The organism is Streptomyces vinaceus, assembly GCF_008704935.1.
GTDB classification, from domain to species: domain Bacteria; phylum Actinomycetota; class Actinomycetes; order Streptomycetales; family Streptomycetaceae; genus Streptomyces; species Streptomyces vinaceus.
On the sequence record NZ_CP023692.1, the window covers coordinates 5,267,287 to 5,288,295 of the forward strand.

The following is a 21,009-nucleotide window of genomic DNA, read 5'->3' on the forward strand; positions in this document are numbered from 1 at the left end:
GACGTACGTACGTCATCGCGTACCGCGCGGACCGAAGGCCTCGGGGGAGCTCCGTGGGCGGATCCCGAAAGGCTTTAGAGGGTCGGCGCGTTCTCCGTGCGGCAACACACCCGGTCGAAATCGTGATCCTGACGGGAGGGCCAGAACGGCTCGAGGTCGCTGCGACCGTTCGAGGTGTGCGAGTGGCTGGCCATGAGCGCCATTGAAGCAGATGTCACGGGCTCAGGGCAGGCTCCGTCTCAGTCCGTGGAGCGGAATCTCAAATTCCGCGACGAGGCCTCCGGCGGACCTCCGGTAACCCCGACGCACGGCGCCCGCCGGGCCACTGGGGCTCGGCGGGCGCCGTGTCGTGCGGGCGGGGCGGGCCGGGTCTCAGACCAGGCCCTCCTTCTTCAGGCTGGTGCAGCAGGTGTCCACGATGAGGCGGGTCACCACGTACGGGTCCACGTTCGCGTTCGGGCGGCGGTCCTCGATGTAGCCCTTGCCGTCCTTCTCCACCTGCCACGGGATGCGGACCGAGGCGCCGCGGTCCGAGACGCCGTAGCTGAACTCGTTCCACGGGGCCGTCTCGTGCAGACCCGTCAGACGCTCGTCGATGCCGGCGCCGTAGTTCTTGACGTGGTCCAGCGGCTTCGAGCCCTCGCCCAGCGCCTCGCACGCCGTGATGATGGCGCGGTAGTCCTCGCGCATCGCCTTCGTGGAGAAGTTGGTGTGCGCGCCCGCGCCGTTCCAGTCGCCCTTCACCGGCTTCGGGTTCAGCGTCGCCGAGACGTTGAAGTCCTCGGCGGTGCGGTACAGCAGCCAGCGCGCGATCCACAGCTGGTCCGAGACCTCCAGCGGGCCGACCGGGCCGACCTGGAACTCCCACTGGCCGGGCATGACCTCGGCGTTGATGCCCGAGATGGCCAGACCCGCCGCCAGGCAGTGGTCCAGGTGCTTCTCGACGATCTCGCGGCCGAAGATCTCGTCGGCGCCGACGCCGCAGTAGTAGCCGCCCTGCGCGGCCGGGAATCCGCCCACCGGGAAGCCGAGCGGCCGGATGCCGTCGAAGAAGGTGTACTCCTGCTCGATGCCGAAGATCGGCTCCTGCTCCCCGAACTGCTCCGCGACCGGACGCAGCAGCGCGCGGGTGTTCGACTCGTGCGGGGTCATGTCGATGTTCATGACCTCGCACAGCACGAGGAGGTTGTCGCCGCCGCGGATCGGGTCCGGGCAGGAGAACACCGGCTGGAGCACGCGGTCGGAGGCGTGGCCCTCGGCCTGGTTGGTGCTCGATCCGTCGAAGCCCCAGATCGGCAGCGCCTCGCCGTCGGCCAGGATCTTCGTCTTGGAGCGCAGCTTGGCCGTCGGCTCGGTGCCGTCGATCCAGATGTACTCAGCCTTGTAGCTCACGGGCCCCATCCTTCGGTGCGTCGCTCCGGCGCAGACTCTGCGGGCTCTGCGTTGCGGTGTGACCGCAGCGTGCCCGTTCGCGATTTCTCTTCCGTTGCCCGTGTGTGAACCCCGTGTTACCGAGGTTTACGCCGCAGGTCGAGTGGCCCGTGCGGGTCGGCGCCAGCACACCCGTCCGAGTGGGGCAGACTGAGCGGGTGAGCATTTCGTACGATTTGAACGCGGCCGACGGTCCCGCGGACTCCCCCCGCCTGCCCGCCCGCCCCCGGGTCGGCCTGCTGGGCACCGGCCCCTGGGCCCACCGCACCCATGCCCCCGCCCTCGCCGCGCACGCCGGCTCCGAGTTCGCCGGAGTGTGGGGCCGCCGCCCCGAGGCCGCGGCCGAGCTGGCCGACGCGTACGGGGTGAAGGTGTACGAAGACGCCGACGAGCTGTTCGCCGACTGTGACGTCGTGGCCTTCGCCCTGCCGCCCGACGTCCAGGCCCCGATGGCCGTACGCGCGGCCGCCGCGGGCTGCCAACTGCTCCTCGACAAGCCCGTCGCCACCACCGCCGAGGACGCGCGTGCCGTCGCCCACGCCGCGGCCCGGCACGGTGTGGCCTCCGTCGTCTTCCTCACCCTGCGCTTCGCCGAGCCGGCCGCCGGCTGGGTCGCCGAGCAGGCCGCCCGCACCGGGTGGTTCACGGCGAGCGCCCACTGGCTCGGCGCCGTGTTCCCGCCCGACGGCGCGCCCAGCGCGTACGCCGCCTCGCCCTGGCGCAAGGTCAAGGGCGGTCTGTGGGACGTCGGCCCGCACGCCCTGTCCGTCCTGATCCCGGTGCTGGGCGACGTCACCTCCGTCTCCGCCACCCGCGGCCCCTCCGACGTGGTCCAGCTCGCGCTGCGGCACGCCTCGGGCGCCGCGAGCACCGCCGTGCTCAGCCTGGGCGCGCCGACGGCGGCGGCCGGGGTGGGCCTGGAGCTGCGCGGGGCCGAGGGCGTGTTCTCGCTGCCGAACTGGACCGACGTGCCGGGCGCGTACGGACGCGCACTCGACGCCCTGCTCACCGCCGCCCGCACCGGTGTGGCGGACCCCCGGGACGCGCAGTTCGCGGCCCGTCTGACGGAAATCCTGGCCGAGGCCGAGTCCCAGCTGCCGCAGTGACCGGGGCCCGGCGCCTCGGGGCTACTTGATGAGGGCGTTGGCCACGATGATGGCGAGGCCGAAGGTGGCGTCCGCCAAGCCCTTGAGCAGGGCCGGGCCGAGCCGGTGGCCGACGCGCAGCGCCACGAAGGAGCCCCACGCGAACAGCAGGGCGGTGTTCAGGCCGAGCCCGACGGCGGTCACCGCGTGGGAGTCCCAGTGGGTGAGCCCGGAGGCGAGCAGCAGCAGGACGGTGGGAAGGGTGGCCGCGATCATCGGCCACTCGTTCCACAGCGCCCGTGCGAGCACCCGCCACCCGTGGGCGGCGGAGCCGGCCTGATGGCTGCTCATGTGGTGCGAGTAGCCGTGCGCGAGGGCGGCCGCGACGGCGGTGACCAGCACCCAGCTGGCGTCGTAGAACGGGGTGGACTCCTCGCCCGCCTGGTCGAGCGCGGCGAGCAGGCCCGATGCGAGCACGGTCCCGTAGACCCCGCCGAACATCCAGTCGGCGCCCCGGCGCGGTGGGGGCAGGTGGGGTCGGGGGAGCCGTCCCTGTTCCTGCGGGTCGTGTGCGTCCGGCCGGGTCTGCTCGTGGGTCATCGCTGTCCTCTGATGTGATCCTTTTGCGCGTTACATCCCTTTTGCTTGGTTTCACACCCTAGAGGGTGACGAGGTGAGGCCGAGATGAGGAACGGGGGCGGGTGCCCGGGTCAGGCCCGGCGGGACAGGGCCTCGCGGACCGCCTCCTCCGAGCGGGCGACCACCGCCGAGCCGTCCTCCGCCGTGATGATCGGGCGCTGGATGAGCTTGGGGTGTGCCGCCAGGTGGGCGATCCAGCGCCCCCGGGCCTCGTCCGTCTCCTCGCGCGGCAGGTCCCGTACGCCCGTCTCCTTGGCCAGGGGGTCCGAGGTGCGGGTGATGTCCCACGGCTCCAGGCCGAGCCGGCCCAGGACCTCGCGGAGCTCGGCCTCGGAGGGTACGTCCTCCAGGTAGCGGCGCACCGTGTACTCGGCGCCCTCCGTGTCCAGCAGGGTCAGCGCGCTGCGGCACTTCGAGCAGGCGGGATTGATCCAGATCTCCATGGCCCCCAGCCTAGGGCGCGCCCGCTCGGGGCCCGTCCGGCCAGGGCTTTTGTCAGTGGCCCCCGGTAAAATCGAGGGAGAACGACAGGAAGCCAACTACCGTTTGGGAGGCTGTAGATGGCCACTGCCATGACCTTCGAGCCCGTCAAGAAGAAGCCGCTGCCGGCGGGCCTGCCCCGCGAGTGGTACGAGAGCCACAACCGCCGTCTGAAGGCGATGCGGCTGGCGATATCCCTGCTCGATTCGGGGACGTACGACGCCCGCCGTGCCACCAACCGGAAGATCCGCACGATGGCCGTCCGCACGGGCATCCACCGTCCGTCGAACGTCACGTGCAAGCTGGTCCGCGCCTACATCGTCAGCAACGGAGCCTGAGCCTGCCCGACGGCGTCCGGCCGGCCCCCCGGCCTGCCGGACGCCCGCCGGACGACCGGCCGGGCCCGGCCGGTCAGACCTCCGGGAGGGACAGCACCAGCAGGGCCACGTCGTCGCGGGGGCCGCCGGCGGTGAACTGCACCAGGTCCTGCCACACCGCCTCGACCAGCCCCGCCGGCTCCCGCTCCAGGGCCGGGAGCCGGTCCGCCAGGGGGTAGAACTCGCCCGCCGCGTCCCGGGCCTCCGTCACCCCGTCCGTGTGCGCCAGCAGCCGGTCGCCCGGCAGCAGCCGTACGTCGGCCACCACCGCGAGGTCCGGCCCGGCGAGCCCCAGCCCCAGCGGGGGGCCCGGTTCCACGGCCAGCTCGGACACCGCGGCCGCCCGCAGCAGCAGCGCCGGCGGATGCCCGCACGAGAGGATCCGTACCAGGTCCAGCCCGGGCGGGAACTCCAGCAGCAGCGCCGTCGCGAACAGCTCCGGCTGCTCCGACGCCGCCTCCCCCTCCGACCCCTCCCCTTCCGCCCCCGCCCCCTCCGCCGACCCCGCGGTGTCCGCCAGCAGCCTGCGGTCCAGCCGGGCGGCCACCGCCGCGAGCTCGGGATCGTCCAGCACCCCCTCGCGGAAGGCGCCGAGTAGCGCGGCCACCGTGCCGACCGCCGCGAGACCGTGCCCCTGCACGTCCCCGACCAGCGCCCGTACCCCGTACGGCCCGACCCGTACGTCGTACAGGTCGCCGCCGACCAGGGTGCCGCGCTGGGCGGCCCGGTACAGCCCCGCGCAGCGCACCGGACCGACCTGCTCCGGTACGGGCGGCAGCACCGCCAGCTGCGCCGCCTCCGCGACCGTCCGTACGCTGACCAGCTGCGCGTCGCGCCGCCGGCGGACCCAGGCGATGACCACGCTCAACAGCCCGATCGCGGCCACCGTGGCCAGGTCCGCGCCCCGCGGGTGCGCGGAACCGGCCCACGGCATGCCGAGCAGCGACAGCACGATCCCGGCGAAGACGGCGGTGCCGGCGGCCCCGTAGGCGAAGGCGGCCACCGGCGGCAGTCCGGCCAGGAAGAAGCCCACCTCGGCCTCGCCCTGGGTGAGGCGCTGTACGAGCACCAGCACCACGAGTGCCGCCACGGGGGCAATGCGGGCCCACAGCGGTGGCGGCTTGCCGTGCAGCCAGCCGGGCTCCTCGCGTCGGCGTCTCACCCCTCCACCCTGGTACGGGCGCGGAGGGCGCGCACGCCGGACCGGCCCGCCGGGTGGCCTCGCGGGGTCCGGGCGCCGACAGTGGTCCCGTGACCGATACGGGAGCGGGCGGCGGGCAGAGCGGGCCGCGCGGGCAGGGCGGGCCGCGCGGGCAGGGCGGCCCGGGTACGGCGGAACAGAGCGCGGAGATCGGCTCGCGGCTGAACTGGCTGCGGGCCGGGGTGCTCGGCGCGAACGACGGGATCATCTCCACGGCGGGCCTGGTGGTGGGCGTGGCCGGGGCCACCACCGCGCGGGCGCCGATCCTCGCGGCGGGGGTGGCCGGACTGCTGGCGGGGGCCCTGTCGATGGCGGCGGGGGAGTACGTCTCGGTGAGCTCCCAGCGGGACTCGGAGCGGGCCGCGCTGGAGACGGAACGGCGGGAGCTGGCGGAGGACCCGGAGGCGGAGCTGACGGAACTGACCGAGCTGCTGGAGGCCAGAGGGCTGAAGCGGGAGCTCGCACGGGAGGCGGCCGTACAGCTGACGGAGCGGGACGCGCTGAGGGCGCACGCGCGGGTGGAGCTCGGGATCGACCCCGACGAACTGGTGAACCCCTGGCACGCGGCGTTCGCGAGCCTGATCGCGTTCACGGTGGGGGCGCTGCTGCCGCTGCTGGCGATCGTGCTGCCGGGGCCGTCGCAGCGGGTGCCGGTGACGGTGGCGGCGGTCCTGGCGGCGCTGACGCTGTGCGGGGTGATCAGCGCCCGCCTGGGCGGAGCCCCCGCCCCCCGGGCGATCCTGCGCAACGTCACCGGCGGCGCCCTCGCGATGGCCGTCACGTACGCGGCGGGAACCCTGCTGGGCGCGTCCTGAGGGCCCGGACGCCGGCCGGGCCCGATCCGCCGGACGCGGACGCGCCGCGGGGCGGCGGGGCTGCACCAGCCGCGGGGCGGCGGGGCTGCATCATGGGGGCATGCGCATCGCGATCACCGGTTCCAGCGGGCTCATCGGGCAGGCACTCGTACGGTCCCTCCGGGCCGACGGGCACGAGGTGGTGCGCTTCGTACGGCGTACGCCCTCCGCGCCCGACGAGGCCGAGTGGGATCCGCGGCGCGGCCACGTCGACCCCGCCGGTCTCGCCGGCTGCGGGGCCGTGGTCCACCTCGCCGGCGCCGGGGTCGGCGATCACCGCTGGACCGCCGCGTACAAGAAGGAGATCCGCGACAGCCGGGTCGCGGGCACCGACGCCATGGCCCGGGCGATCGCCGCGCTCGACGCGCCGCCCGCCGTCTTCGTCTGCGGCAGCGCCATCGGCTACTACGGCGACACCGGCGACCGTGCCGTCGACGAGCACGCCCCGGCCGGACAGGGCTTCCTGCCCGAGGTCTGCGTCGAGTGGGAGGCGGCCGCCGCCCCCGCCCAGCTGGCCGGCGTACGGACGGTCTTCGCCCGGACCGGACTGGTCGTCGCCGCCGAGGGCGGGGCCTGGGGCAAGCTGTTCCCGATCTTCAAGGCCGGGCTCGGCGGCCGGCTCGGCAACGGCCGCCAGTACTGGTCCTTCATCTCCCTGCACGACGAGATCGCCGCCCTGCGGCACGCCGTCGACACTCCGGACCTGTCCGGCCCCCTCAACCTCACCGCCCCCGAACCGCTGACCAACCGCGAGGTCACCGCCGCGATGGGCCGCGTCCTGCACCGGCCGACCCTGCTCCCCGTACCGGCCCCCGCCCTGCGCCTCGCCCTCGGTGAGTTCGCCGGGGACGTGATCGGCAGCCAGCGCGTGCGCCCCACCCGGCTGTTGGAGTCCGGCTTCACCTTCCGGCACCCGGACATCGAGGGGTCGATCCGCGCCGCACTGGCCGAATAGCCCGGCGCTCCCGCCCCCGTGCGACCGTCTGTGACCCGGGTGCGACCGGTGTGCGACCGGAGCCGCCCGTAATACCCGACCGAACTCGGGTTCCCCTGGAGCCCGTTGGGGGAAGGAGGATTCCCACACAGCCGCGCCGACCTCGGGGAGGGGCACGTGCTCACCAGCTCGCACCGCACCGCACAGCACGCGGACGTCGTCATCGTAGGAGCCGGGGTCTCAGGACTCGCGGCGGCGCACCACCTGATCGCCGCAGGGGTCACGGTCACCGTCCTGGAGGCGGCCGACGATCCCGGCGGCCGGATGGCCACCGAGCACGTCGACGGATTCCGGCTGGACCGGATCGGACAGTTGCTCAACACCTCGTACACCGAACTCGACCGGACCCCCGGCCTGTCCGGCCTGGTCCTGCGCCCCTTCGCGCCCGGGGTGCTCATCCACACCGACGGCCGGCAGCTGCGCGCCGGGGCCCTGACCCCGGCCCGCGCACTGGCCAGCGGGTCCTTCGACCAGGCCCGGCTCAGCGCGTACCTCGGCCGGCTCGCCGCCCTGCCGGTGGAACGCGTACTGGCCCGCCCCGAGCGCACCGCACTCGCCGCCCTGCGCTCCCGGGCCCTCGGCGCGACCCTGCGCCCCCTGCTCACCGCGCTCCTGCGCGATCCGGAGCTCACCACCTCCAGCCGGGTCGCCGACCTGGCCCTGCGCACCTTCGCCCGCGGCCGGATCGCCGTGCCCGAGGGCGGGGCCGCCACCCTGCCCGAACTCCTCGCCTCCACCCTGCCGCCCGGCACGGTGCGCACCGGGGTCCGGGTCCGGTCGGTGGCGACCAAACTGGTCACCACCGAGGAGCACGGCGACTTCAGCTGCCGCTCCGCCGTCCTGGCCACGAACGCCCGGGCCGCCGCCGAACTGCTGCCAGGGCTGCGGGTGCCCGCCTTCCACGAGGTCACCGTCGTCCACCACGCCACCGCCGCCCCGCTCCCGTGGGACGGCTCGCTCCTGCTCGACGGGGATCCGCGCTGGCCCGTCGCCCACACCGCCGTGATGAGCGCGGTCGACCCGACGCGGGCCCCGGCCGGCCGGAGCCTGGTCACCACCACCGTGCTCGGCCCGCCGCCCCCCGCCCGTACGGTCGCCTCGCGCCTGGCCCGCCTGTACGAGACCGGCACCCGCGACTGGGAGCTGCTGGCCGTCCACCACACCCCCGAGGCCGTCCCCGCGATGCCGCCGCCGTACGACCTGCGCCGGCCGGTCCGGGTCCTGGCCGGGCTGTACGTCTGCGGCGACCACCGCGACTCCAACACCGTCCAGGGGGCCCTGCACTCGGCCCGCCGCGCCGCCACCGCCGTCCTGCGCGACTTCGGCATCCGGCTCCCGGCGAGCGCGGAGCCCGCGGTACGGGCGGTGGCCTGAGAACCACCACGGACCGGGCCCGGTTCCCCCGCGGAACCGGGCCCACGCCCGTGCCCTCACGCGCTCACGACAGCGCCGCCACCCGGTCCCGGTAGGTCCGCACCGCCGAAGCGTCCCGGTACGGCTCCAGCCGCCGCTCGAAGTCCCGTACGTACTCCACCGCGCGCACCGACCGCATCTCCATCGCCTGCTGCGCCGCCTCCGCGCCCAGCGCGCACGCCTGGTCCAGCTCGCCCAGCCCCAGCCGCGCCGTCGCCAGCACCACCCGGCAGAACAGCCGCGAGCGCGCGAACCCGGGCGCCCGCAGCTGGAGCGAGCGCTCCGCGTGCTGCGCCGAGGCCCGGTACTGCTGGAGGTCCCGGTGGCAGTGCCCGAACTCGTCCGCCAGCTGCCCCTCGTCGAACAAGCGCGCCCAGTGCGGTACGTCGTCCCCCGGCCGGGCCGCGCCCAGCGCCCGCTCGGCGCGCACCAGCGAGGCCGTCGCCGCCCGCACCTCGCCCAGCACCGCGTGCCCGCGCGCCTCCGCCGAGTGCAGGAGCGCCTGTACCACCGGCGGCGGCCCCGAGCCGACGCCCTGCTGGGCGACGCGGGCCAGCTGCACCGCCTCCCGGCCGTGGCCGAGGTAGACCGCCTGCCGGCTCATGGTCACCAGCACGTACGAGCCGTACGGCCGGTCACCGGCGGCCTGCGCCAGCCGCAGCGCCTGCACGAAGTAGCGCTGGGCGAGCCCGTGCGCGGCGATGTCGTACGAGGTCCAGCCCGCGAGCCGGGTCAGGTCGGCCGCGGCCGAGAAGAGCCGGCGCCCGGTGGTCTCCCCGTAGGTGCCGCGCAGCATCGGCTCGGCCTCGTGCTCCAGGTAGCGCACCAGGGCCTGCCGGGCGTGCCCGCCGCCGTAGGTGTGGTCCAGGGTCCGGAACAGCTCGCTCACCGAGCGCAGCGCCGCGATGTCCCCGCTCGTCACCCGCTGGCCCGGACCCCGGTCGATCTGCCGCTGCCGGGGCACCGAACCGCGCCCCTGCACCGGGACGCGGGCCTCGCCGGCGGCTGCGGCCGCGGCAGCGGCCGCCGGGTCCGCGCCGCGGCCCACGCGCTCGTCGGCGCGCCCGATGAGCCAGTCCCGGCTGGGCACGACCAGACCGGCCGGGGTGAACGCGATCTTCCGCAGCTCGGCGTGGGAGCCGGAGTCCTTGCGCCACAGGCCGCTGGCGATGTCGACGGCCTCCTCCGGGGTGGCCGCGAACTCCAGCCCGGCGTAGACGGGCGCGCAGGCGTCCAGCCCCAGGTCCTGCGCGGAGAGCCTGCGGCCCAGGCGCCGGGTGAAGACCTCGGCGATCAGCGCCGGGGTGGTCCCGCGCGGCTGCTGCCCGCGCAGCCACCGGGTCACGGAGGTCTTGTCGTACCGCAGATCGAGACCGTGCTCCAGGCCGAGCTGGTCGACGCGGCGGGCCAGACCGGCGTTGGAGAACCCGGCTTCCGCGATCAGCGCCGCGAGCTGCCGGTTGGGGACGCGCTGGGCAGGTCGTTCCGTCATCGGCTCCACGGTTTCCTGACGTGACGGACCGGAGTCCCGGCCCTGTGAACGGCGTGAATGTAGCGGCGAACGCCGCTCATGCCGCCCCCTCTGTCCCACATTCATCCGATCGTGTGCAGAATCGGTAGGGCGCTTTACGGACCGACCCCCTCCGTCCGCGTACGCTGCGCGACATGACCCGCAGGCCCACCCGGGCGGAACCCCCCGCCGACGACGCCGTACGACTGCCCGCACCGCTGCCCGCGCCCGAGCTGACCGAGGCCGAGTGCCGGCGCTGCGGCACGTACATCGCGGGGCTCGACGGGCGGTACGCGTGCGGTGTGTGCGGCTGGGTCAACGACCACTCGGAGGGCCACCGGCGGCTGCCGACGGCCGACGAGGACCCGGACCGGCCGGCGGCCCGCGGCCGGGCCCCCAAGCCGAGGCCGCTGCCGCTGGGCCCGCCGGACGGCCCGCTGCCCGGCCCCCTGCCCGGCCCGCCGGGCCCCGCCGGCCCCTCGCCGACGGGCCACTGAGGGGGCGGATTCCGGCCGCCGTACCCTTGGCTGGTGCGATACGTGCACACGGCAGGTTCAACGAGGAGGCGCTGCGGTGGCTGAGCTTGGGTTTGTCCATCTGGGCTTCGGACCCGATTACGTCGAGTACACCCAGGCCTGGGAGGAGCAGCGGCGCGTCCACGCCGCGCGCTTCGCGGACGAGATCGGCGACACCTGCCTCCTGCTGGAACACCTGCCCGTGTACACGGCCGGGCGGCGCACCGCCGACAGCGAGCGCCCCCTGGACGGCACCCCCGTGGTGGACGTGGACCGCGGCGGCAAGATCACCTGGCACGGCCCGGGCCAGCTGGTCGGCTACCCGATCATGAAGCTGCCCCGTCCGGTCGACGTGGTCGCGCACGTGCGCCGGCTGGAGGAGGCGCTGATACGCACCGCCGCCGAGTTCGGCCTGGAGACCACCCGCGTCGAGGGCCGCTCCGGGGTCTGGGTCCTGGGCGACCCGGTCGAGGACCGGCCGAAGCTGGGCGGGCTCTCCCTCGACTTCGACCCGCGGCTGACGGACGAGGAGTTCGACCCGCGTCTGAACGGGCCCGAGTACGCCCCCTCCAACGCGGGCCAGCGCCGCGAGGACCGCAAGCTGGCCGCCATCGGCATCCGCGTCGCCAAGGGCGTCACCATGCACGGCTTCGCGATCAACGTGAACCCGGACAGCACCTGGTTCGACCGGATCATCCCGTGCGGGATCCGGGACGCCGGTGTGACCTCGCTCTCGTACGAACTGGGCCGCGAGGTCACCATCGCCGACGTGCTGCCGGTCATCGAACGCCACCTGAAGGACGTACTGGAGCAGGCCGAACTGCGGCCGCGGGAGATCGAGCCCGCCGCGGGCTGACGACCGGGGGAATGCGGCCGGTCACCGCCAGGTTGGCCGACGTAAGAGCGTATGAAATTACGGGCGTACCCTGGTGGGCGCCGAAGAATCGAAGTCACAGGGAGCCGGTCGTGTCCGCAGTCGCACCCGACGGACGCAAGATGCTGCGCCTGGAGGTCCGTAACAGCCAGACCCCCATCGAGCGCAAGCCCGAGTGGATCAAGACCCGGGCGAAGATGGGTCCCGAGTACACGAAGATGCAGGCCCTGGTGAAGGGCGAAGGACTGCACACCGTGTGCCAGGAAGCCGGCTGTCCCAACATCTACGAATGCTGGGAGGACCGCGAGGCCACCTTCCTCATCGGTGGCGACCAGTGCACCCGGCGCTGTGACTTCTGCCAGATCGACACGGGCAAGCCCGAGGCCCTGGACCGGGACGAGCCGCGCCGCGTCGGCGAGTCGGTCGTCACGATGGACCTGAACTACGCCACGATCACGGGCGTCGCGCGCGACGACCTGGCCGACGGCGGTGCCTGGCTGTACGCGGAGACCGTGCGCCAGATCCACCAGCAGACGGCGGGCCGCGAGGGCGGCCACACCAAGGTCGAGCTGCTGGCCCCCGACTTCAACGCGGTCCCGGAGCTGCTGGAGGAGGTCTTCGCCTCCCGCCCCGAGGTCTTCGCGCACAACGTGGAGACGGTGCCGCGGATCTTCAAGCGGATCCGCCCCGGCTTCCGCTACGAGCGCTCGCTCGACGTGATCCGCCAGGCCCGCGCCTACGGCCTGGTCACCAAGTCGAACCTGATCCTGGGCATGGGCGAGGAGCGCGAGGAGGTGTCGGAGGCGCTGAAGGAGCTGCACGAGGCCGGCTGCGAGCTCATCACCATCACCCAGTACCTGCGGCCCTCCCCGCGGCACCACCCCGTCGAGCGCTGGGTGAAGCCGGCCGAGTTCGTGGAGCTGGCGAAGGAGGCCGAGGAGATCGGCTTCTCCGGCGTGATGTCGGGCCCGCTGGTCCGTTCGTCCTACCGTGCGGGGCGCCTGTACACCCAGGCGATGGAGAAGCGCAGCCGAGCCTGAGCGCAGGTTGAGGGCTCGTCCGAGGCACGAGGACGGGCACTCGGCCGGAGCGGTGGCGAGGCGGAGCTCGACCGAAGGCGCGGAGAAGCGCGCATCGGTGTGACGCGCGCTACTGTGCGGACTGTGTGAACTCACGCACAAAGTCTTACCAACGGGTAACACCGCATCGACGCGGCCCCTAGGCTCTCTGTACGGAGAGTCCGGCGGGCCGCGTAAATGTTTCATCACCGTTTGACCGAGCGGTCATGCCCTGGTAACACCAGTCAGTGACGATGGCTCCACGCACCGCGCACACCGGCGCACACCACCGCCGCGCGCCGCCGTGCGCCCCAGACCGTCCCCGAACCGCCCAGCACCGTGAAAGGGATCGACATCATGCAGGCCGCGCCCGTACGCGCCATTGCCATTCCGTCGTTCACCGACGCCTTCCGGGGCTTCGAGTCGCTGCTCATGAGCGGCGCCCGCCGCAACGCGTGGAGCGCCGTCCTGGAGGACCGCCGCAGGGCCAAGGACCGGGTCGAAACCGAGCACGTACTCGAGGCCGCGGCCACCCGGACCCCGCAGGCCACGTAAACTTCGCTCTATGGCGAGGAAGTCAAACGCAGAGACTGCTGCGAACCCCGGGCGACTGAAGCAGATCGCCCTGACGTACAAGATGACGCGCAAGGCCGACCCGAAGGTCGGTCTGATCGTCGCGGGCGTGGGAATCGTCACCTTCGGTGTCTTTCTTGCGATCGGCTTCCTGATCGACCACCCGGTCTACCTGGGCATCCTGGGCTTCCTGGTGGCGTTCCTCGCGATGGCGATCGTCTTCGGGCGACGGGCCGAGCGGGCTGCCTTCGGGCAGATGGAGGGACAGCCGGGTGCGGCCGCGGCCGTACTGGACAACGTGGGACGGGGCTGGACGACCACCCCGGCCGTCGCGATGAACCGCAGCCAGGACATCGTCCACCGGGCCGTGGGCAAGGCCGGCGTCGTACTGATCGCCGAGGGCAACGCGAACCGCGTGAAGCCGATGCTCGCCGCGGAGAAGAAGAAGCTGTCCCGGATCATGCCGGACATCCCGGTCCACGACTTCATCGTGGGCACCGGCGAGGGCGAGGTCCCGCTGAAGAAGCTCCGTACGACGCTGCTCAAGCTGCCGCGCGTACTGACCGGTCCGCAGATCACGCAGGTCAACGACAAGCTGCGGGCCATGGGCGATCTCATGAGCAACATGCCGCTGCCGAAGGGCCCCATGCCCAAGGGCATGCGGATGCCGCGCGGCGGAAAGATGCGCTGATGCGCTGACCCGCTTTTCGTATACGAGACGGGGGCGCCCCCCGAGCCGGCCGGCTCGGGGGGCGCCCCCGTCTCGTACGCCTGGTGCCCCGAGGACTAGATCCGGACCTGGACGGCGCGGGCGAGGCGGTCGTGCAGGCCGCGCCCGTCCCGGTCCCAGACCAGCGCCGGGACGACCAGGGCGAGCAGCACCGTACGCAGCAGGACCCGGCCGAAGCCGAGGCGCCCGCCGTCCTCCGCGACGACGCGCAGGCCCACGAGCCGCTTGCCGGGGGTGAAGCCCACCGTGCCGACGGTGAGGATGCTCAGCACCACGAAGAGGGCCAGCGTCCAGTTGCCGGTGGCGGTCGCGTTGCCGTGCGTGATCAGCCCGAACGCGATCACCTGGCAGCCGACCCAGTCGATGGCCAGAGCGCCGAAGCGGCGGCCGAAGCGCGCGACCGAGCCCGGCCCCTCCTGGGGCAGGCCGAGCCGCTGGCCCCGGTAGCCGAAGTCGACGCCCATGTCCTCGGCGGCCGCGCGGGGGCCGGAGAGCCAGGATCCGATTGCCTGTCTGTTGTCCACCCGACCACGGTACCGGTGGTGTCCGACGGCGTTCCGACGGGACCCTGGTTAACTTGAGCGAAACAAATGGGTCATGCTTGAGAAATCCCGTCTGCTTATGGTCGGGTCAGCGTGCGGCACCGCACTGACGCACCACGAGCTATAAAGCCCGCCCTGCCCCGGGGCCGGGAGTAGGAGGAGTTGGATGTTCCAGAACGCCGACGAAGTGAAGCAGTACATCGAGGAGAACGACGTCAAGTTCGTCGACGTCCGCTTCTGCGACCTGCCTGGTGTGATGCAGCACTTCACCATCCCGGCTCGGGCATTCGACCCGGCGGAGGAGCTCGCCTTCGACGGCTCCTCCATCCGCGGCTTCCAGGCGATCCACGAGTCCGACATGGCGCTGCGTGCCGACATCAGCACCGCGCGTCTGGACCCGTTCCGCAAGGACAAGACGCTCAACATCAACTTCTTCATCCACGACCCGATCACGGGCGAGGCCTACAGCCGCGACCCGCGCAACATCGCGAAGAAGGCCGAGGCGTACCTCGCCTCCACCGGCATCGCCGACACCGCGTACTTCGGCCCCGAGGCCGAGTTCTACGTGTTCGACAGCGTGCGTTTCGCGACCTCCGCGAACGAGGGCTTCTACCACATCGACTCCGAGGCCGGCGCCTGGAACACCGGCTCCGAGGAGAACAACCGCGGCTACAAGGTCCGCTACAAGGGTGGTTACTTCCCCGTAGCCCCGGTCGACCACTTCGCCGACCTGCGCGCCGAGATCTCCCTCGAACTGGACGCCCAGGGCCTCCAGGTCGAGCGCCAGCACCACGAGGTCGGCACCGGCGGCCAGGCCGAGATCAACTACAAGTTCAACACGCTGCTGGCCGCGGCCGACGACCTGATGCTCTTCAAGTACATCGTGAAGAACGTCGCCTGGCGCAACGGCAAGACCGCGACCTTCATGCCGAAGCCGATCTTCGGTGACAACGGTTCGGGCATGCACGTCCACCAGTCCCTGTGGGCCGGCGGCGAGCCGCTGTTCTACGACGAGGCCGGCTACGCGGGCCTGTCGGACACCGCCCGCTACTACATCGGCGGCATCCTCAAGCACGCCCCGTCGCTGCTCGCCTTCACCAACCCGACGGTGAACTCGTACCACCGCCTGGTCCCGGGCTTCGAGGCGCCGGTCAACATGGTGTACTCGCAGCGCAACCGCTCCGCCGCGATGCGCATCCCGATCACCGGCTCGAACCCGAAGGCCAAGCGCGTCGAGTTCCGCGCCCCGGACCCGTCCTCGAACCCGTACCTGGCGTTCGCGGCCCTCCTGCTGGCCGGCCTCGACGGCGTGAAGAACAAGATCGAGCCGATGGAGCCGATCGACAAGGACCTCTACGAGCTCTCGCCCGACGAGCACGCGAGCGTCCCGCAGGTCCCGACCAGCCTGGACGCGGTCCTCAAGGCCCTGGAGGAGGACCACGAGTACCTCCTGGCCGGCGGCGTCTTCACCCCGGACCTGATCGAGACCTGGATCGACTATAAGCGCACGCACGAGATCGCCCCGATCGCCCTGCGCCCGCACCCGCACGAGTTCGAGATGTACTTCGACATCTAAGAACCAGCACACCCGGCGGCCCCGCCCCTCTCCCCGGAGAGCGGCGGGGCCGCCGTGCTGTCGGCGCCGTCGGTCGGAGCGCTCAGGCGGAAGGCGGGGCAGCCGGCTCGGAGCGGCGCAGGAGGGGCATGGCGGCGGTGAGGTCGCGTAGGCAGCGGACGGCCAGTTCTGCGGGGGAGCCGGGGCCGGAGACGGGGGCCTCCGTCGTCGACCAGAGTTCCAGGGCGATGCGTATGGCGTCCGTGGCGGCCGCCGCCAGGAGGCGGACGCCGAGGGGGTCGGCGCCCTCGCCGGCCAGCCGGGCGATCACCGGGACCAGGCGCTCCTCGGAGTCCTGGTTCACGCGGTACCAGACCGCGCGCAGCGCCTCGTCGGTGGCGGCGGCGCGGAGCAGGCCGCGGGTCACCGCCAGGCCCTCCTCGACCGCCTGGGAGTCGCTCAGCGAGCGGGTCACCGCGCGTTCCAGGGCCTCGTCGAGCGGGGTGCCGGGGTCCTCCTCGGCGAGCAGGGCGCGCCAGGCGTCACCGCCGCCGGCCAGCAGCGGGCCCACGGCCTCCTGCTTGTTGCGGAAGTACCGGTAGAACGTACGCAGGGCCACGCCCGCGCGGTGCGCGATGTCCTCGGCGGTGGTGCCGTCGGGGCCGTGCTCGGCGAACAGTTCGCAGGCCGCGCGGGCGATGTCGAGCTGGGTGGCGGCCTTGCGGCGCTCGGTCAGCGACTGGGCCCCGGGGCCGGCCACGGGAGAGTACGGACGAGGGGATCTCACGGTTGAAGGGTACCTTCCGGCTGATGTGAGAGTGCAATCTGTGACGTACTGGCAAAATGTGCCACGCCGACGGTACGCTCGGCCCATGAACCGTTACGAAGGACGTCGCGTCCTCATCACCGGCGGCGGCTCCGGCATCGGCCAGGCCACCGTCCACCGCATCCTCGCCGAGGGCGGCCGCGTGCACACCGTGGACGTCAACGAAGAGGGCCTGAAGACGACCGCCGACCGGGCCGCCGCCGACGGGCACGCCGACCGGCTCACCACCGCCGTCCTCGACATATCCGACGAGGCGGCCGTCCGCAGCGGGGTCGCGGCCGCCGTCGCCTCCCTCGGCGGACTCGACGTACTGGTCAACGCGGCGGGCATCCTGCGCTCCGCGCACACCCACCAGACCACGCTCGACTTCTGGAACAAGGTCATCGCGGTCAACCTCACCGGCACCTTCCTGGTGATCCGCGAGTCGCTCCCGGCGCTGCTGGAGGGCGACCAGCCGGTCGTCGTGAACTTCAGCTCCACCTCGGCGTCCTTCGCCCACCCCTACATGTCCGCGTACGCGGCCAGCAAGGGCGGCATCCAGTCCATGACCCACGCCCTGGCCGCCGAGTACAGCAAGCAGGGCCTGCGCTTCGTCGCCGTCGCGCCCGGCTCCATCGAGAGCGGCATGACCACGGGCAACGGCCCGGGCCTGCCCGAGGACACCGACTGGAGCCTGTTCGCCAAGCTGGCCCCCGCCCTCGGCCAGGGCTTCGCCGGACCGCAGACGGTCGCCGGCGTCGTCGCCATGCTGGGCTCGGAGGACGGCGCCTTCATCACCGGTACGGAGATCCGCATCGACGGCGGGACCCACTACTAGCCGCCGGGCCTACCGGCCGGCTAGGCGCGAAAACGGTCCCAGAGCCGGGGGAAGCGCTCCGCGAGCACGGCTTCGTCCTCGAAGTCCAGCGCAGTGCCCTCCGGCTCGGCCGCCTGCAGCGCGATGCCCAGGTCCGGCGCCACCGCCCCCGTCAGCTGCTCGTACGCCTCGTCGGCCGCGTACCCCAGCTCCTCGCCGTCCCCGTCGATCTCCTCGTCGAACTCGTCCAGGAGCTCCGCGAGCGCGTCCGGATCGTGCACCCCGCCCTCGAAAACCTCCCGGCCCTGGCCGATCAGCCAGCACCGGAAGTAGTCGAACGCGTCGTCGCTCGCCCCGTCGAGCAGCACCCACGCCGCGCCCCACAGGTCCCACGTGTACGCCCGGTTGTACCGGGACTCGAAGTGCCGGGCGAAGTCCAGGACGGAGTCCGGATCGAGCTGCGCCAGCCGCTCCACGAGCAGCTCGGCGTGTTCCTCGGGGTCGCCCTCGGCGGCCTCGCGGGTACGGTCGACGATCTCCCAGAACTCCGTCTCGTCCATCACCGCTCCAGCATCACGGGTGCGCCCCCTCGCCGCCACCGCTCATACGGCCAAAGGCCGGTGTCCGGCCCCCGTTCCAGGGGGCCGGACACCGGCCTTTGGTCCTACCGCGTCCTGGGCTCAGAGGCCGTAGCGCTCGCGGGCTTCCTTTATGGCCGACGCCGGTACCTCGCCGCGGCGGGCGAGCTGGGCCAGCGCGGCCACCACGATGGACTGCGCGTCGACGCCGAAGTGGCGGCGGGCGCCCTCGCGGGTGTCGGACAGGCCGAAGCCGTCCGTGCCGAGCGAGGTCCAGTCCTGCTCCACCCACTGGCTGATCTGGTCCGGGACCTGGCGCATCCAGTCGGAGACGGCCAGCACCGGGCTGGTGACGCCCTCCAGCGCACGCGTGACGTACGGGGTGCGCACCTCGCCGCGCAGCAGCGCCTCGTCGCACTCCAGCGCGTCGCGGCGCAGCTCGCCCCAGGAGGTGGCGGACCAGACGTCGGCGGCCACGTTCCAGTCGGCGGCGAGCAGCTGCTGCGCCTCCAGCGCCCAGTGGATCGCCGTACCCGAGGCCATCAGCTGGATCTTCGGGGCGTCGGCGGCCGGGGCCGCCTCCGCGAGGTCCGCCGCCGTGTTGAAGCGGTACAGGCCGCGCAGGATGCCCTCCTCCACGCCCTCGGGCATGGCCGGCTGCACCTTCGGCTCGTTGTAGACCGTCAGGTAGTAGAAGACGTCTTCGGGCTTCTCGCCGTACATGCGGCGCAGGCCGTCCTTGACGATCACCGCGATCTCGTACGCGAACGCCGGGTCGTAGTTGAGCGACGCCGGGTTCGTGGACGCGATCAGGTGCGAGTGGCCGTCCGCGTGCTGGAGGCCCTCACCGGTCAGGGTCGTACGACCGGCCGTCGCGCCGACGATGAAGCCCTTGCCGAGCTGGTCGGCGAGCTGCCACATCTGGTCGGCGGTGCGCTGCCAGCCGAACATCGAGTAGAAGATGTAGAACGGGATCATCGGCTCGCCGTGCGTCGCGTACGACGTGCAGGCGGCGATGAAGTCGGCCATGGCGCCGGCCTCGGTGATCCCCTCGTTGAGGATCTGGCCGTCCTTGGCCTCCTTGTAGTACATGAGCTGGTCGCGGTCGACCGGCTCGTACGTCTGGCCCAGCGGCGAGTAGATGCCGGCCGACGGGAAGAGGGACTCCATACCGAAGGTACGGGCCTCGTCGGGGACGATCGGCACCCAGCGCTTGCCGGTCTCCTTGTCCCGCATCAGGTCCTTGACGAGCCGGACGAAGGCCATGGTGGTGGCCATCTCCTGCTTGCCGGAGCCCTTGATCAGCGGGGCGAAGGAGCGCTCGGCCGGAGCCGGCAGGGCCACGTGGTGCACCTTGCGGGCCGGGGCCGGACCGCCGAGCGCCGCGCGGCGCTCGTTCAGGTACCGCACCTCGGGGCTGTCGGCGCCCGGGTGGCCGTACGGGACGACGCCGTCGGCGAAGGCGCTGTCCGGGATCGGGAGCCCGAGCAGGTCGCGCATGCCCTTGAACTCGTCGATCGTCAGCTTCTTCATCTGGTGGTTCGCGTTCTTCGACTCGAACCCGGCACCCAGCGTGTAGCCCTTGACGGTCTGCGCGAGGATGACCGTCGGCGCGCCCTTGTGCTCCAGGGCGGCCTTGTACGCGGCGTAGACCTTGCGGGGCTCGTGGCCGCCGCGGGAGCTGTGGAAGCACTCGGCGATCTTCGCGTCGGACAGTACGCCCGCCAGCTGTACGAGCTCGGCGTTGGCGCCGAAGAAGTGCTGGCGGATGTAGGCCACGTCGCGGGTCGCGTACGTCTGGAACTGCGCGTCCGGTACCTCGCGCAGGCGGCGTACCAGGGCGCCCGTGGTGTCGAGCTGGAACAGCTCGTCCCAGGCGGAGCCCCACAGGGACTTGATGACGTTCCAGCCGGCGCCGCGGAACTGGGCCTCCAGCTCCTGGACCACGCGGAAGTTGGCGCGGACCGGACCGTCGAGGCGCTGCAGGTTGCAGTTGATGACGAAGGTCAGGTTGTCGAGCTGCTCGCGGGAGGCCAGGGCCAGGGCGGCGGTCGACTCGGGCTCGTCCATCTCGCCGTCGCCGAGGAAGGCCCAGACGTGCGAGTTGGCGGTGTCCTTGATGTTCCGGTTCTGCAGGTAGCGGTTGAAGCGCGCCTGGTAGATCGCGGAGAGCGGGCCGAGGCCCATGGAGACCGTCGGGAACTCCCACAGCCAGGGCAGGCGCCGCGGGTGCGGGTAGGACGGCAGTCCGTTGCCGCCGGACTCCTGGCGGAAGTTGTCGAGCTGCTGCTCGGAGATGCGCCCGTCGAGGAAGGCGCGGGCGTAGATGCCGGGGGAGGCGTGGCCCTGGATGTAGAGCTGGTCGCCCGATCCGTCGGCCTCCTTCCCGCGGAAGAAGTGCTGGAAGCCGGTCTCGTAGAGCCAGGCCGCCGAGGCGAAGGTGGCGATGTGGCCGCCGACGCCGTACTTGGAGCCGCGGGTCACCATGGCGGCCGCGTTCCAGCGGTTCCATGCGGTGATCTTGGCTTCCATCTCCATGTCACCCGGGAACTCGGGCTCGGCGGAGGTGGGGATGGTGTTGACGTAGTCCGTCTCCAGCAGCTTCGGCAGGGCGAGGCCGGCGGCCTCGGCGTGCTGGAGGGTGCGGCGGAGCAGGTATTCGGCGCGGCGCGTACCGGCGGCCTTGGCGACGGCGTCCAGGGAGGCCGCCCATTCGGCGGTCTCCTCGGTGTCGCGGTCCGGGAGCTGGTCGAGCTCGCTCGGAAGCTTTCCTACGGGGTCGGACATCGGTGTGCGCCGCCTTCCGGACAAAGGAGAGGTGGTGAAAAATCCCTGACGGGCAGGACAGGGTCGATGGGCCCGGTTGGGGTCCGTCGACGACTGTAAATCGCTGATCGATGATCGATCAAATGAATGTGACACTGAAATGGCCATCCGGCCAAAAGTCGGCACCCGGTGCCAGGAAATCAGGCACCCGG

Annotated in this window: 21 protein-coding genes; 12 read left to right on the top strand and 9 right to left on the bottom strand. The window is 72.3% G+C overall.

Translation table 11 applies throughout. The features are described 5' to 3' along the window. Nucleotides 1-372: 372 nt before the first annotated feature. The gene (gene glnII, locus CP980_RS23745) at nucleotides 373-1,392 is read right to left on the bottom strand and encodes a glutamine synthetase (protein WP_099892955.1); all 1,020 of its coding nucleotides are present in this window, start codon (nucleotides 1,390-1,392) and stop codon (nucleotides 373-375) included. 215 nt (nucleotides 1,393-1,607) lie between these two features. Between glnII and CP980_RS23750 the strand changes: the two genes are divergently transcribed. Next, complete coding sequence (locus CP980_RS23750) at nucleotides 1,608-2,537, top strand: Gfo/Idh/MocA family protein (RefSeq protein WP_132756119.1); 930 nt, start codon at nucleotides 1,608-1,610, stop codon at nucleotides 2,535-2,537. Nucleotides 2,538-2,558: 21 nt separating this feature from the next. On the opposite strand, the gene CP980_RS23755 is transcribed toward CP980_RS23750, so the two are convergent. After that, nucleotides 2,559-3,116 carry a hypothetical protein gene (locus tag CP980_RS23755; RefSeq protein ID WP_229907210.1) on the bottom strand — a complete coding sequence of 186 codons (558 nt, stop codon included), beginning with the start codon at nucleotides 3,114-3,116 and terminating at the stop codon, nucleotides 2,559-2,561. A gap of 110 nt (nucleotides 3,117-3,226) precedes the next feature. Beyond that, nucleotides 3,227-3,598 carry an ArsC/Spx/MgsR family protein gene (locus CP980_RS23760; RefSeq protein ID WP_132755780.1) on the bottom strand — a complete coding sequence of 124 codons (372 nt, stop codon included), beginning with the start codon at nucleotides 3,596-3,598 and terminating at the stop codon, nucleotides 3,227-3,229. Nucleotides 3,599-3,715: 117 nt separating this feature from the next. On the opposite strand from CP980_RS23760, the gene CP980_RS23765 reads away from it, so the two are divergent. Beyond that, on the top strand, nucleotides 3,716-3,973 hold the full coding sequence (locus CP980_RS23765) for a hypothetical protein (protein ID WP_099892962.1): 258 nt from the start codon (nucleotides 3,716-3,718) through the stop codon (nucleotides 3,971-3,973). A gap of 73 nt (nucleotides 3,974-4,046) precedes the next feature. Here the strand turns inward: CP980_RS23765 and CP980_RS23770 are convergent, their stop codons facing one another. Beyond that, a complete protein-coding gene (locus CP980_RS23770) occupies nucleotides 4,047-5,174 on the bottom strand; it encodes a PP2C family protein-serine/threonine phosphatase (protein WP_150529042.1) in 1,128 nt (375 codons plus the stop codon). A 188-nt stretch (nucleotides 5,175-5,362) separates the two neighbouring features. Here CP980_RS23770 and CP980_RS23775 point away from each other — a divergent pair, with 188 nt between their 5' ends. The 3 genes from CP980_RS23775 to CP980_RS23785 all read left to right on the top strand — a co-directional run bounded on the left by CP980_RS23775 (nucleotide 5,363) and on the right by CP980_RS23785 (nucleotide 8,435). Then, nucleotides 5,363-6,028, top strand: a complete 666-nt coding sequence (locus CP980_RS23775; protein WP_132756123.1) for a VIT1/CCC1 transporter family protein — start codon at nucleotides 5,363-5,365, stop codon at nucleotides 6,026-6,028. Nucleotides 6,029-6,128: 100 nt separating this feature from the next. After that, complete coding sequence (locus CP980_RS23780; protein ID WP_150529043.1) at nucleotides 6,129-7,022, top strand: TIGR01777 family oxidoreductase; 894 nt, start codon at nucleotides 6,129-6,131, stop codon at nucleotides 7,020-7,022. Between the two features lie 156 nt (nucleotides 7,023-7,178). After that, nucleotides 7,179-8,435: an NAD(P)/FAD-dependent oxidoreductase gene (locus tag CP980_RS23785; protein ID WP_150529044.1), complete on the top strand. Its 1,257-nt coding sequence runs from the start codon at nucleotides 7,179-7,181 to the stop codon at nucleotides 8,433-8,435. Nucleotides 8,436-8,499: 64 nt separating this feature from the next. Here the strand turns inward: CP980_RS23785 and CP980_RS23790 are convergent, their stop codons facing one another. Then, the gene (locus tag CP980_RS23790; protein WP_132755788.1) at nucleotides 8,500-9,966 is read right to left on the bottom strand and encodes an NsdA family TPR-like regulatory protein; all 1,467 of its coding nucleotides are present in this window, start codon (nucleotides 9,964-9,966) and stop codon (nucleotides 8,500-8,502) included. A gap of 173 nt (nucleotides 9,967-10,139) precedes the next feature. Here CP980_RS23790 and CP980_RS23795 point away from each other — a divergent pair, with 173 nt between their 5' ends. From CP980_RS23795 to CP980_RS23815, 5 genes are all read left to right on the top strand, one after another. Continuing rightward, nucleotides 10,140-10,481, top strand: a complete 342-nt coding sequence (locus CP980_RS23795; protein WP_132755790.1) for a hypothetical protein — start codon at nucleotides 10,140-10,142, stop codon at nucleotides 10,479-10,481. A gap of 76 nt (nucleotides 10,482-10,557) precedes the next feature. Beyond that, nucleotides 10,558-11,355, top strand: a complete 798-nt coding sequence (lipB, locus tag CP980_RS23800) for a lipoyl(octanoyl) transferase LipB (RefSeq protein ID WP_132755792.1) — start codon at nucleotides 10,558-10,560, stop codon at nucleotides 11,353-11,355. A gap of 110 nt (nucleotides 11,356-11,465) precedes the next feature. After that, nucleotides 11,466-12,413: a lipoyl synthase gene (gene lipA / locus CP980_RS23805; RefSeq protein WP_132755794.1), complete on the top strand. Its 948-nt coding sequence runs from the start codon at nucleotides 11,466-11,468 to the stop codon at nucleotides 12,411-12,413. A gap of 375 nt (nucleotides 12,414-12,788) precedes the next feature. Continuing rightward, complete coding sequence (locus CP980_RS23810; protein ID WP_030863404.1) at nucleotides 12,789-12,986, top strand: SCO2195 family GlnR-regulated protein; 198 nt, start codon at nucleotides 12,789-12,791, stop codon at nucleotides 12,984-12,986. 10 nt (nucleotides 12,987-12,996) lie between these two features. Then, nucleotides 12,997-13,695: a DUF4191 domain-containing protein gene (locus tag CP980_RS23815; protein WP_150529045.1), complete on the top strand. Its 699-nt coding sequence runs from the start codon at nucleotides 12,997-12,999 to the stop codon at nucleotides 13,693-13,695. Nucleotides 13,696-13,790: 95 nt separating this feature from the next. On the opposite strand, the gene CP980_RS23820 is transcribed toward CP980_RS23815, so the two are convergent. After that, nucleotides 13,791-14,258, bottom strand: a complete 468-nt coding sequence (locus CP980_RS23820; protein ID WP_099892979.1) for an RDD family protein — start codon at nucleotides 14,256-14,258, stop codon at nucleotides 13,791-13,793. Nucleotides 14,259-14,442: 184 nt separating this feature from the next. On the opposite strand from CP980_RS23820, the gene glnA reads away from it, so the two are divergent. Next, nucleotides 14,443-15,852, top strand: a complete 1,410-nt coding sequence (gene glnA, locus CP980_RS23825) for a type I glutamate--ammonia ligase (RefSeq protein ID WP_099892981.1) — start codon at nucleotides 14,443-14,445, stop codon at nucleotides 15,850-15,852. Nucleotides 15,853-15,934: 82 nt separating this feature from the next. Here glnA and CP980_RS23830 read toward each other — a convergent pair whose 3' ends face one another. Further along, nucleotides 15,935-16,618, bottom strand: a complete 684-nt coding sequence (locus tag CP980_RS23830) for a TetR family transcriptional regulator (protein ID WP_132755796.1) — start codon at nucleotides 16,616-16,618, stop codon at nucleotides 15,935-15,937. A gap of 85 nt (nucleotides 16,619-16,703) precedes the next feature. Between CP980_RS23830 and CP980_RS23835 the strand changes: the two genes are divergently transcribed. Beyond that, entirely contained in the window at nucleotides 16,704-17,474 is a 771-nt protein-coding gene (locus CP980_RS23835) for an SDR family NAD(P)-dependent oxidoreductase (protein ID WP_150529046.1), read from the top strand. Nucleotides 17,475-17,494: 20 nt separating this feature from the next. Here the strand turns inward: CP980_RS23835 and CP980_RS23840 are convergent, their stop codons facing one another. Together CP980_RS23840 and aceE are read right to left on the bottom strand one after the other, a co-directional pair. Further along, nucleotides 17,495-18,013 carry a DUF4240 domain-containing protein gene (locus CP980_RS23840; protein WP_132755800.1) on the bottom strand — a complete coding sequence of 173 codons (519 nt, stop codon included), beginning with the start codon at nucleotides 18,011-18,013 and terminating at the stop codon, nucleotides 17,495-17,497. 120 nt (nucleotides 18,014-18,133) lie between these two features. Then, nucleotides 18,134-20,818, bottom strand: a complete 2,685-nt coding sequence (gene aceE, locus CP980_RS23845) for a pyruvate dehydrogenase (acetyl-transferring), homodimeric type (RefSeq protein ID WP_150529047.1) — start codon at nucleotides 20,816-20,818, stop codon at nucleotides 18,134-18,136. Nucleotides 20,819-21,009: the final 191 nt, after the last annotated feature.

Excerpts from the sequence above, each read along its gene's own strand:
- CP980_RS23810 (WP_030863404.1), top strand. The coding sequence starts at position 12,789 with ATGCAGGCCGCGCCCGTACGCGCCATTGCCATTCCGTCGTTCACCGAC.
- CP980_RS23840 (WP_132755800.1), bottom strand. The coding sequence starts at position 18,013 with ATGGACGAGACGGAGTTCTGGGAGATCGTCGACCGTACCCGCGAGGCC.
- CP980_RS23795 (WP_132755790.1), top strand. The coding sequence starts at position 10,140 with ATGACCCGCAGGCCCACCCGGGCGGAACCCCCCGCCGACGACGCCGTA.
- CP980_RS23765 (WP_099892962.1), top strand. The coding sequence starts at position 3,716 with ATGGCCACTGCCATGACCTTCGAGCCCGTCAAGAAGAAGCCGCTGCCG.
- CP980_RS23780 (WP_150529043.1), top strand. The coding sequence starts at position 6,129 with ATGCGCATCGCGATCACCGGTTCCAGCGGGCTCATCGGGCAGGCACTC.
- CP980_RS23835 (WP_150529046.1), top strand. The coding sequence starts at position 16,704 with ATGAACCGTTACGAAGGACGTCGCGTCCTCATCACCGGCGGCGGCTCC.
- CP980_RS23790 (WP_132755788.1), bottom strand. The coding sequence starts at position 9,966 with ATGACGGAACGACCTGCCCAGCGCGTCCCCAACCGGCAGCTCGCGGCG.
- CP980_RS23815 (WP_150529045.1), top strand. The coding sequence starts at position 12,997 with ATGGCGAGGAAGTCAAACGCAGAGACTGCTGCGAACCCCGGGCGACTG.
- glnA (WP_099892981.1), top strand. The coding sequence starts at position 14,443 with ATGTTCCAGAACGCCGACGAAGTGAAGCAGTACATCGAGGAGAACGAC.
- CP980_RS23755 (WP_229907210.1), bottom strand. The coding sequence starts at position 3,116 with ATGACCCACGAGCAGACCCGGCCGGACGCACACGACCCGCAGGAACAG.
- aceE (WP_150529047.1), bottom strand. The coding sequence starts at position 20,818 with ATGTCCGACCCCGTAGGAAAGCTTCCGAGCGAGCTCGACCAGCTCCCG.
- CP980_RS23760 (WP_132755780.1), bottom strand. The coding sequence starts at position 3,598 with ATGGAGATCTGGATCAATCCCGCCTGCTCGAAGTGCCGCAGCGCGCTG.